At 68.8% G+C, this 9,993-nt stretch carries 9 protein-coding genes and 1 pseudogene; 5 read left to right on the top strand and 5 right to left on the bottom strand.

The features are described 5' to 3' along the window. The 5 genes and pseudogenes from A5704_RS02500 to nuoN form a co-directional block, all read left to right on the top strand. Nucleotides 1-404 (top strand): annotated as a pseudogene (locus tag A5704_RS02500) (NADH-quinone oxidoreductase subunit J); the annotation flags it as partial. Then, nucleotides 401-700 carry an NADH-quinone oxidoreductase subunit NuoK gene (nuoK, locus tag A5704_RS02495; RefSeq protein WP_007168303.1) on the top strand — a complete coding sequence of 100 codons (300 nt, stop codon included), beginning with the start codon at nucleotides 401-403 and terminating at the stop codon, nucleotides 698-700. The pseudogene A5704_RS02500 and the gene nuoK, both read left to right, overlap by 4 nt. A 21-nt stretch (nucleotides 701-721) precedes the next feature. After that, nucleotides 722-2,608, top strand: coding sequence for an NADH-quinone oxidoreductase subunit L (nuoL, locus tag A5704_RS02490; RefSeq protein ID WP_067887239.1), 1,887 nt, complete (start codon nucleotides 722-724; stop codon nucleotides 2,606-2,608). Further along, the gene (locus A5704_RS02485; RefSeq protein ID WP_197508433.1) at nucleotides 2,605-4,203 is read left to right on the top strand and encodes an NADH-quinone oxidoreductase subunit M; all 1,599 of its coding nucleotides are present in this window, start codon (nucleotides 2,605-2,607) and stop codon (nucleotides 4,201-4,203) included. Before nuoL ends, A5704_RS02485 begins: the two co-directional genes overlap by 4 nt. Then, a complete protein-coding gene (gene nuoN, locus A5704_RS02480; protein ID WP_067760310.1) occupies nucleotides 4,203-5,792 on the top strand; it encodes an NADH-quinone oxidoreductase subunit NuoN in 1,590 nt (529 codons plus the stop codon). Before A5704_RS02485 ends, nuoN begins: the two co-directional genes overlap by 1 nt. 2 nt (nucleotides 5,793-5,794) lie before the next feature. Here the strand turns inward: nuoN and A5704_RS02475 are convergent, their stop codons facing one another. The 5 genes from A5704_RS02475 to A5704_RS02455 all read right to left on the bottom strand — a co-directional run bounded on the left by A5704_RS02475 (nucleotide 5,795) and on the right by A5704_RS02455 (nucleotide 9,922). Next, a complete protein-coding gene (locus A5704_RS02475) occupies nucleotides 5,795-6,187 on the bottom strand; it encodes a hypothetical protein (protein WP_231968736.1) in 393 nt (130 codons plus the stop codon). A 64-nt stretch (nucleotides 6,188-6,251) separates the two neighbouring features. Beyond that, the gene (locus A5704_RS02470; protein ID WP_067887234.1) at nucleotides 6,252-7,517 is read right to left on the bottom strand and encodes a DUF58 domain-containing protein; all 1,266 of its coding nucleotides are present in this window, start codon (nucleotides 7,515-7,517) and stop codon (nucleotides 6,252-6,254) included. A gap of 7 nt (nucleotides 7,518-7,524) precedes the next feature. Further along, complete coding sequence (locus A5704_RS02465; protein ID WP_067760305.1) at nucleotides 7,525-8,499, bottom strand: MoxR family ATPase; 975 nt, start codon at nucleotides 8,497-8,499, stop codon at nucleotides 7,525-7,527. Continuing rightward, on the bottom strand, nucleotides 8,496-8,978 hold the full coding sequence (locus A5704_RS02460; protein WP_067887231.1) for a hypothetical protein: 483 nt from the start codon (nucleotides 8,976-8,978) through the stop codon (nucleotides 8,496-8,498). The genes A5704_RS02465 and A5704_RS02460 overlap by 4 nt, the downstream gene beginning before the upstream one ends. Then, nucleotides 8,975-9,922: a DUF4129 domain-containing protein gene (locus A5704_RS02455; RefSeq protein WP_067760301.1), complete on the bottom strand. Its 948-nt coding sequence runs from the start codon at nucleotides 9,920-9,922 to the stop codon at nucleotides 8,975-8,977. The genes A5704_RS02460 and A5704_RS02455 overlap by 4 nt, the downstream gene beginning before the upstream one ends. Nucleotides 9,923-9,993: the final 71 nt, after the last annotated feature.

The following is a 9,993-nucleotide window of genomic DNA, read 5'->3' as shown; positions in this document are numbered from 1 at the left end:
GAGCAGCCGCGACCGTCGGCTTCGCGGGCCTGACCACCGCCAACGCCAACGGCAACGTGGAAGGGCTTGCGGCGCTGATCTTCTCGCGGTACGTCTGGGCGTTCGAACTCACCAGCGCGCTGCTGATCACCGCGGCCATCGGCGCGATGGTGCTGGCCCACCGCGAACGCTTCGAGCGCCGCAAGACGCAGCGGGAGCTGTCGCAGGAGCGGTTCCAGCCCGGCGGGCACCCGACCCCGATGCCCAGCCCGGGCGTCTACGCGCGCCACAACGCCGTCGACGTGGCAGCGCTGCTGCCGGACGGGTCGTACTCGGAGCTGTCGGTGTCGCCGATCCTGCGCAGCCGCGGCGCCGACGGAAAGGCAACCCCCTCCCGCCAGGCGATCAAAGGTGGCACCTCGTGAATCCGGCCAATTACCTTTACCTTTCGGCCCTGCTGTTCACCATCGGAGCCTCGGGTGTGCTGTTGCGACGCAACGCCATCGTGATGTTCATGTGCGTCGAGCTGATGCTGAACGCGGTCAACCTGGCCTTTGTCACGTTCGCACGGATGCACGGCCACCTGGACGGCCAGATGATCGCGTTCTTCACGATGGTGGTGGCCGCGTGCGAGGTCGTCGTCGGGCTGGCCATCATCATGACGATTTTTCGTGCCCGCAAATCGGCGTCGGTGGACGACGCGAACCTACTCAAAGGCTGACATCGCCAATATGGGGCCAACATGACTCACTACACCTGGCTGCTGGTGGCGCTGCCGCTGGCGGGTGCCGCGATCCTGTTGTTCGGCGGCCGACGCACCGACGCCTGGGGCCACTGGCTGGGCTGCGCCACCGCGCTCGCGGCGTTCGGCGTCGGCCTGAGCCTGCTGAGCGAGCTGCTCGGCCGCGGCGCCGAGGACCGGGTCATCCACCAGACGGTGTTCACCTGGATCCCGGTCGGCCAACTGCAGGTGGACCTCGGCCTGCAAATCGACCAGCTGTCGGTGTGTTTCGTGCTGCTGATCTCGGGAGTCGGGTCGCTCATCCACATCTATTCGGTCGCCTACATGGCCGAAGACCCGGACCGGCGAAGGTTTTTCGGCTACCTCAACCTGTTCCTGGCCTCGATGCTGTTGCTGGTGGTCGCCGACAACTACGTGGTGCTCTACGTCGGCTGGGAAGGCGTGGGCCTGGCCTCCTACCTGCTGATCGGGTTCTGGTACCACAAGCCAACGGCGGCCACGGCCGCCAAGAAGGCCTTCGTGATGAACCGCGTCGGGGACGCCGGGCTGGCGCTGGGAATGTTCTTGATGTTCAGCACCTTCGGCACGCTGTCCTACGCCGGGGTGTTCGCCGGGGCGCCCGCCGCGGGCCGCGGGGCGCTGACGGCGATGGGCTTGCTGCTGCTGTTGGGCGCCTGCGCCAAGTCCGCGCAGGTGCCGCTCCAGGCCTGGCTGGGTGACGCGATGGAGGGCCCCACCCCGGTGTCCGCGCTGATCCACGCCGCCACCATGGTGACCGCCGGCGTCTACCTGATCGTGCGGTCCAACCCGCTGTACAACCTGGCGCCCGACGCGCAAACCGCGGTCGTGATCGTCGGCGCCGTCACGTTGCTGCTCGGCGCGTTCATCGGCTGCGCCAAGGACGACATCAAGCGCGCGCTCGCGGCATCCACGATGAGCCAGATCGGCTACATGGTGCTGGCCGCAGGGCTGGGCCCGGCCGGCTACGCGTTCGCGATCATGCACCTGCTCACCCACGGGTTCTTCAAGGCCGGGTTGTTCCTCGGCTCCGGCGCCGTGATCCACGCCATGCACGAGGAACAGGACATGCGCCGCTACGGCGGCCTGCGCGCGGCGCTACCGATCACCTTTGCCACCTTCGGTCTCGGCTATCTGGCGATCATCGGCGTGCCGCCGTTCGCGGGCTTCTTCTCCAAGGATGCGATCATCGAGGCCGCGCTGGGCGCCGGCGACGCGCGCGGTTACGTGCTGGGCGGGGCCGCGCTGCTGGGCGCGGGCGTCACCGCGTTCTACATGACGCGCGTGATGCTGATGACCTTCTTCGGCAAAAAGCGTTGGGGCCCAGGCATTCATCCCCACGAGGCCCCCGCCCTGATGACCTGGCCGATGATTCTGCTCGCCGTCGGCTCGGTGTTCTCGGGTGGGCTGCTGGCGTGGCGGGGCACCTTGGCGCGCTGGCTCGAGCCGGTCGTCGGGAAACACGAAGAGGTCACCCACGCCTTCCCGGTGTGGGTCAACACCGCCCTGGCGCTGGGCGTCGTCGCCATCGGGATCGCGGTGGCCTACCGGTTGTACGCCAAAGCGGAAATCCCGCGGGTGGCCCCGCTTTCCGTGTCGCCGGTCACGACGGCCGCGCGCAGGGACTTCTACGGCGACGCCTTCAACGAGGAGGTGTTCATGCGCCCCGGAGCCGAACTGACCCAAGCGCTCGTCGACGTCGACAACGCGGGCGTCGACGGCTCGGTGAACGCACTGGCCGCGCTGGTGGGCCGGACTTCGAATCGCCTGCGGGGGCTGCAAACCGGCTTCGCCCGCAACTACGCATTGTCGATGCTGACGGGCGCGGTCCTGGTGATCGCGCTGATCCTGGCGGTGAAACTGTGGTGAACAACCTTCCGTGGCTGAGCGTCCTGTGGCTGGTGCCGCTGGCCGGCTCGGTGCTCGTCATCCTCCTGCCGCCGGGGCTGCGCCGACTCGCCAAGTGGACGGGCCTGGTCTTCGGCGTCCTGACGCTGGCCGTCGCGATCGTCGTCACCCTGGGCTTCAAGTCCGGTGGCAGCACGTACCAATTCGTCGAAAGCCATTCCTGGATCCCGGCATTCGGTGCCACCTATTCCCTGGGCGTGGACGGCATCGCCGTGGTGCTGGTGCTGCTCACCGCGGTGCTGATCCCGGTGTTGCAGGTGGCCGGCTGGAACGACGGGGACGGTGACGACCCGTCACGAAGTGGCGGGCGCAGCCCCCGCGGCGTGCACGCCTACGTCGCCCTGACGCTGGCCATCGAGTCGATGGTGCTGATCTCCGTGGTCGCCCTCGACGTGCTGCTGTTCTACGTGTTCTTCGAGGCCATGCTCATCCCGATGTACTTCCTGATCGGAGGCTTCGGGAGCGGTCCGGGCAGGTCACGCGCGGCGGTGAAGTTCTTGCTGTACAACCTGTTCGGCGGGCTGATCATGCTGGCCGCGGTGATCGGGCTGTACGTGGTGACCGCGCAGCACGGTTCGGGCACCTTCGACTTCCGCGAGATCGTGGCCGGCGTCGCCTCCGGTCGCTACGGCGCCGACTCCGCGGTGTTCAAGGCGCTGTTCCTGGGCTTCATGTTCGCGTTCGCCATCAAGGCGCCGCTGTGGCCCTTCCACCGCTGGCTGCCCGATGCCGCGGTCGAGGCCACCCCCGCGACCGCGGTGCTGATGATGGCCGTGATGGACAAGGTCGGCACCTTCGGCATGCTGCGTTACTGCCTGCAGCTGTTCCCGGGCGCCTCAACGTATTTCCGCCCCCTCATCATCGTGCTGGCTGTCATCGGCGTCATCTACGGGGCGATCGTGGCCATCGGGCAGACGGACGTCATGCGCCTGATCGCCTACACCTCGATCTCCCACTTCGGGTTCATCATCCTGGGCATCTTCGTGATGACGAGCCAGGGGCAGAGCGGGTCGACGCTGTACATGCTCAACCACGGACTGTCCACGGCGGCGGTGTTCCTGATCGCGGGATTCCTGATATCCCGGCACGGCAGCCGCAAGATCGCCGATTACGGCGGGGTGCAGAAGGTGGCGCCCGTCCTGGCGGGCACGTTCCTCGTCTCGGCCATGGCCACCCTGTCGCTGCCCGGCCTGGCACCGTTCATCAGTGAATTCCTGGTGCTGTTGGGCACATTCAACCGGTACTGGCTGGCCGCCGCGTTCGGTGTCACCGCGCTGGTGCTCTCCGCCATCTACATGCTGTGGCTCTACCAGCGCATGATGACGGGGCCGGTGGCCACCGGCAACGAGAAGATCGTCGACCTGCGGGCGCGCGAATTGGTCGTGGTTGCACCGTTGATCGCGCTGCTGTTCGTGCTCGGGGTCTACCCGAAGCCGGTGCTCGACATCATCAACCCCGCCGTCGAGAGCACCATGACCACGATCGGCCAGCACGACCCCGCGCCGAGCGTGCCGGCCGTCAACCGCGCACCCCGGACAGCCGAAGGACCGCGATGATGACCCTCCCCACCCCGAGCATCGAGTACTTCCTGCTGTGCCCGACACTCATCGTGTTCGGCGTCGCGGTGGTGGGAGTCCTCGCGGAAGCGTTCCTGCCCAGGCGGATCCGTTATGGCGCACAGGTGACCCTGGCCCTGGCCGGCCTGGTCGCGGCATTCCTCGCGACCGTGGAGGTGGCCGAGTCGATCCCGGCCTCCGGCCGCGCGACGGTGCTGGGCGCCATGGCCGTCGACCGAACCACCCTCTACCTGCAGGGCACGGTGCTGCTGGTCGCGGTGCTGGCGGTGATCTTCATCGCCGAACGCACGCAAGCCAAGGCGGAGAGCAAGGTTGCCGCGGGTGTGGGAGTCGCCCGCCCGGCCGGCCTCGACTCGTTCACCCCGCAGGCCTCCGCGATTCCCGGCAGCGACGCCGAGCGGGACGCGGAGCGGGCCGGGGCCGCGCAGACGGAGCTGTTCCCGCTGTTGATGCTGTCCGTCGGCGGCATGATGGTGTTCCCGGCGTCCAACGACCTGTTGACGATGTTCGTTGCCCTGGAAGTGCTTTCGCTGCCCCTTTACCTCATGTGCGGCCTGGCCCGGCATCGGCGCCTGCTGTCGCAAGAGGCGGCGATGAAGTACTTCCTGCTGGGCGCGTTCTCCTCGGCGTTCTTCCTCTACGGCGTGGCGCTGCTCTACGGCGCGACCGGCACGCTGCTGCTGACCGGCATCCGGGACGCGCTGGCGGCGCACGGGGACACCTCGATGGCGCTCGTGGGCGTTGCGCTGCTGGCGGTCGGCCTGCTGTTCAAAGTGGGTGCGGTGCCATTCCATTCGTGGATTCCGGACGTCTACCAGGGCGCGCCGACCCCCATCACCGGGTTCATGGCGGCGGCTACCAAGGTCTCGGCCTTCGGCGCGCTGCTGCGGGTGGTCTATGTCGCGCTGCCGCCGCTGCACGATCAGTGGCGGCCGGTGCTGTGGACCATCTCGATCCTCACCATGGCGGTGGGCACCATCACGGCGGTGAACCAGACCGACGTCAAGCGCATGCTGGCCTATTCGTCGGTCGCCCACGTCGGGTTCATCCTCACCGGCGTCATCGCCGACAACCAGGCGGGCCTCTCGTCCACACTGTTCTACCTGCTGGCCTACAGCTTTTCCACCGTCGGCGCGTTCGCCATCGTCGGCCTGATCCGCGACGCCGACGGCGTCGAGGACGCCACCCTGGCACATTGGGCCGGGCTCGGGCAGCGCTCACCCATTGTGGGCGTGATGTTTTCGATGTTCCTGCTGGCCTTCGCCGGCATTCCGCTGACGAGCGGCTTCGTCAGCAAGCTCGCCGTGTTCAAGGCCGCAGCCCAGGGTGGCGCGGCGCCGCTGGTGATCGTCGGTGTCGTCGCCAGCGGCATCGCCGCCTACTTCTACGTGCGGGTGATCGTGTCGATGTTCTTCACCGAGGCGACCGACGACACCCCGCACGTGGTGGCCCCGGGCATTCTGAGCAAGGCGGCGATCGCGGTGTGCGCCGCGGTCACCGTGGCGTTGGGCATCTTCCCGCAGCCGCTGCTCGACCTGGCCGATCGGGCCGCCCAACTGCTGCACTGAGTTCAGCTCAGGAACGGGCGCACGGCCAGCACGTAGACCGCCAGCGCCGCCAGCGGTGCGGCCAACGGCAACCACGGCAATTGCAGGGGGAATGCCGTCGCGACCAACCCGGCGAACGTAAAACCCACCGCGCCAACCACGGTCGGCCAGCTGCCCAGCACCGCCCCGGCCGACGCGCCGGCCGCGTGGCGGCACACGAGATACGCGGCGGCGCACAGCCCGGACAGCGCGACGAACACCAGCGGCGGGTCGGACAGCGCGATGGTGGCCACCACCAGCAACACGGCGAGCGTTGCGGCAGGGCGATATACCGCTCCCCCGGCCACCGCGATCAGGGCCGCCACCCACGCGGCAACCGCAGGCCCGTGCGAGCCGTCGGCGGCCAGACCCACCATCAGCAGACCGAACGCGACGGAGAACACCGGGGCCCACAGGCGCGGCACCGTGCCCGCCTCGCCGCTAGGCACGGAGCCGCCCCCGCACCCGCCGGCGGCGGTCCGGGAGCACACCCATGGATTGCTCCAATCCGCCGTCCTGATGCCACAACACGATGTCGACGCCGACGGTGGCCATGTCGCGGTACATGGCGGAACGCTGCAGCGCCCACATCCGATTCACCAGCGGATCCTGCTCGCCCTCGAACGGAGTGCTGTCAAGGATGTCGACGGCGATGACGACGTGGCCGCGCCTGCGCAGATCGATCAGCGCGAGCGCGAATTCGGTATCCAGCAACGTCGAGAAGGCGATGACGATCGCGCCGGCGGGGACGGCCGCGCGGGGCGCCAAAGTGCCCGTGGTGTTTTCGAATCTATCGCCGGCGCCGAGCACCGTGTCGAGGACCCGATAGAACTGGCGCTGCCCGATGTCGGCGCCCAGCCACCGCGGGTGGTTGCCGCCCAGGGCGACGATCCCGGCGCGATCACCGTGCCGCAGGGCGGTCTGCACCACTTGCGCGGCGCCGCGCACGACGCGCTCGGTGGCGGCGGTCGCCGGGCCCGCCGGTTGCCGATACGTGTCGATCAGCACCACCACGTCGGCGGCGCGGTCGGTCAGGCGCTGCGTGACATGCAGCTGGCCGCGGCGCGCGCTCACCGGCCAGTTCACCGCGCGCAGTTGGTCTCCCGGCACGTAGGGGCGGATGTCGGCATATTCGACCCCCGGGCCGACGTGCCGGGTGAGGTGCGCACCCAGGCGGTCCAGCAGCTCGGTCTGCGGGATGGGCGTCGACTGGGGCGGCGTCAGCGGAAACACGATGACTTCCGCGGCGTCGACCAGGGCCGTGCCGGACAGCAGCCCGCCCCGGGCGACCGCGTCGACCCGGGCCCGGATGGAGTAGCGGCCCCAGCGTTGCGCCGTGGCCGCAACCGTTTTGGCTTCCCTGAAGTCGGCATCGAGAACATCGAGCTGCATGCCCTCGACGGGTGGCACCGTCACCTCGATCGCGGAGGTTCCCGTGGCGTGGCTCTCCTCCGTCGCCCAAATGCGCAACCGCGCCCGGTCGTCTTCGAAGCACCGCTGCGAATCCGGCTTGCCGTGCACGCGGACCGTCGGTACGGGTCGTTGCCAGCTGATCGAGCACAGCACCCCGAGCAGCGGCGCGGCGAACGCGATCAGCTGCCACCGCGCGCCGATCACCGCAGCCGCCAGCGCCAACCCCGCGCAGGTCGCGATGGCGCGCGTCAATGGCGACGCGCGCCAGCGGAACTCGACCTCGCGGCCGGTCACGCCGCACTCATCCGGAGCCACCCTGGCCGCCGGTACGCGGCACCGGCAGACGGCGCAGCAACTCACCGACGACGTCGGCGCCCTGAATCTTTCGCACCCACATCTCCGGGCGCAGGGTGATTCGGTGCGCGACGGCCGGGACGGCGAGCGCCTTGACGTCCTCGGGGATGACATAGTCGCGGCCGAGCAAAAGCGCACGGGCGCGGGCGAGTTGGACCAAGTCGAGTTCGGCACGCGGGCTGGCGCCCACCGCCACCTGGGGATGATGCCGGGTGGCGTTGGCCAGCGAGACAACGTAGTGCAGCACGTCTTCGTGCACCGTCACCTGCTCGACCGATTCCCGCATCGCGAGCAGGTCGTGCGCGTCCACGACCTGGTTGACGGTCGGCTCGTTCGACCCGCGATCGAGGCGGCGGCGCAGCATCGCGGTCTCGTCGCGCTCGGAGAGGTAACGCAGTTCCAGGCGGATCGCGAACCGGTCGAGCTGCGCTTCGGGCAGCGGATAGGTGCCCTCGTACTCGATCGGGTTGTCGGTCGCGAGGACGATGAATGGCTTTGGCAGCTGGTGTGTTTCGCCGTCGATGCTCACCTGGCCTTCGGCCATCGCTTCCAGCAGCGCCGCCTGCGTCTTGGGCGGCGTGCGGTTGATCTCGTCGGCGAGCAACAGGTTGGTGAAGATGGGTCCGGGCCGGAAGGCGAAACGGCCCGATTGCATGTCGTAAATGGTCGAGCCCAGCAGGTCCGCCGGCAGCAGGTCCGGCGTGAACTGCACGCGGGTGAACTGCAGACCCAGCGCGGCGGCGAACGACCTGGCGATCAGCGTCTTGCCCAGGCCGGGCAGGTCCTCGATCAGGACGTGGCCCCGCGCGAGCACCGCGGTGAGGATGAGCGTGAGCGCGGAACGCTTACCCACCACCACACGCTCGATCTCGTCGAGCACCGCCTCGCAGTGCGCTGTGGTTGTTGCCGCCGGCAGCGTCATACCTGTTCCAACTTTCGCAGAATCTCTTCCAGCGCCCCACGGCCGGGACCGGGTCGCCGGTCGCCGGTCGGTGCGACGTTGTTCGGATTAACCCATTCCCACAGTTCGCTCCCGAAGAGCATCTGACCGCTCGCCTGATACGCTACGGGGTCTTTGGATCGCCTTTCGCCCGTTGCCAATTCGTATCGGCGCGCGAGCATGGGACGCAGGTGCCTATCCCAGTCGACCCGGGTGGACTCCGACCAACGGATCGTCGTCTCGGTGTTGGCCAGCCAGCGGCGCAACGAATCGCCGAGGTCGTCGGACTCCGCTTCGCCCTCGTTATGCATGCCGCGGCCCAGCACGCGACGGACTGTAAGCAACACCAGGGCGAGGGCACCACCGGAGGCGGCCAACACCAACCGTCGATCCTGAAGCATGAGCGCGAGCAGCTCGATCCCGACGATCAGGCAGATGCCAAGGGCCAGAGTCTTTTTCATGCTGGACTCCGGGATCTCAGTTCGTCGAGGACCAACTGGAGAACGCGCACCGCCACGTCGCGGTGGCCCTCGTTCATGACGTGCGGGCTGAAGCGCGCCTCGGCGAACAGGCTCACCAGTTGGACGGCGTTGTCGGCGTGCAGCGCATGATGCTCGACCGCCCGGGCCAACACCTCGGTCGGGGTGTCGAAGTCCTGCGGGGCGGCGCCGGGCACATTGGCGAGCTCGCGCTCCATCGCCGCATAACAGGCGATGATCGCCTCGCGCGGCTCGCGGCTGAGATCGGCCATCTCGGCCAGCCCGCGTTCGGCCGCGCGCGCCAGCGATTCCGAGCGGGTCGGCGGCGCCGGCGATCCCACGAAGTCATCGGCGACGGTGACCGGTGTCACCGCGCGCCCCCGGCGCCGCGACATGACGACCGTTCCGGTGGCGATGATCAACATCATCGGAACGGTCGCGGCGAGCAGGATGCCGAACATGTCCCCGTTCGGTGGATGTGGCCGCCGCGGCTCCTGCGCGTTGGGCTGTTCGGCCGACGGGGCGCCGGTCGCCGGCGGGGGTGGCGCCTGGCCGGCGCCGTGGGAGGACAACAGGCGGGACCCGGCCAGCACGATCAACAGCCAGGCGACGATCACGGCCAGCCCGATGAGCAAGACGCGCCAGCTCGGCCTGCCCCTGCCGGTGCCGAGCATCTCGGACAGCTGGCCGGCCTGCGGGGCCGCCGCGCGCGGGTCCCGCAGCCGCGCGATGACCGCGATCGCCACCAGCGTGAGCGCGCCCCCGAGGATCGCCACCACGAATATCAGCGCCGCACCTCCGCCGGCGGCTTCGCCGCGCGGCCCGTGGTGGGCGGCCGGCAGATACCCGCGCAGAGCGGCCGAGACGACGAGCAGCAGCACGATCAGGGCGACGACCCGCCCCGTGGCCTTGTCCACACCAGGCATTGGCACACCACTCGACCGGTTGGCTTTGCCTCATCCTGGCACGTCAGAGCGGGGGTTATCCACAGTCCGTG

The sequence above is a fragment of the Mycobacterium sp. E735 genome, from assembly GCF_001666955.1.
Lineage (GTDB): Bacteria > Actinomycetota > Actinomycetes > Mycobacteriales > Mycobacteriaceae > Mycobacterium.
This window is presented reverse-complemented; position numbering and strand designations above follow the sequence as displayed.

Bases quoted from the DNA above. Each gene is read 5' to 3' on its own strand.
- nuoN (WP_067760310.1), top strand. From the start codon at position 4,203: ATGACCCTCCCCACCCCGAGCATCGAGTACTTCCTGCTGTGCCCGACA.
- A5704_RS02455 (WP_067760301.1), bottom strand. From the start codon at position 9,922: ATGCCTGGTGTGGACAAGGCCACGGGGCGGGTCGTCGCCCTGATCGTG.
- A5704_RS02465 (WP_067760305.1), bottom strand. From the start codon at position 8,499: ATGACGCTGCCGGCGGCAACAACCACAGCGCACTGCGAGGCGGTGCTC.
- nuoL (WP_067887239.1), top strand. From the start codon at position 722: ATGACTCACTACACCTGGCTGCTGGTGGCGCTGCCGCTGGCGGGTGCC.
- A5704_RS02460 (WP_067887231.1), bottom strand. From the start codon at position 8,978: ATGAAAAAGACTCTGGCCCTTGGCATCTGCCTGATCGTCGGGATCGAG.
- A5704_RS02475 (WP_231968736.1), bottom strand. From the start codon at position 6,187: ATGGTGGGTCTGGCCGCCGACGGCTCGCACGGGCCTGCGGTTGCCGCG.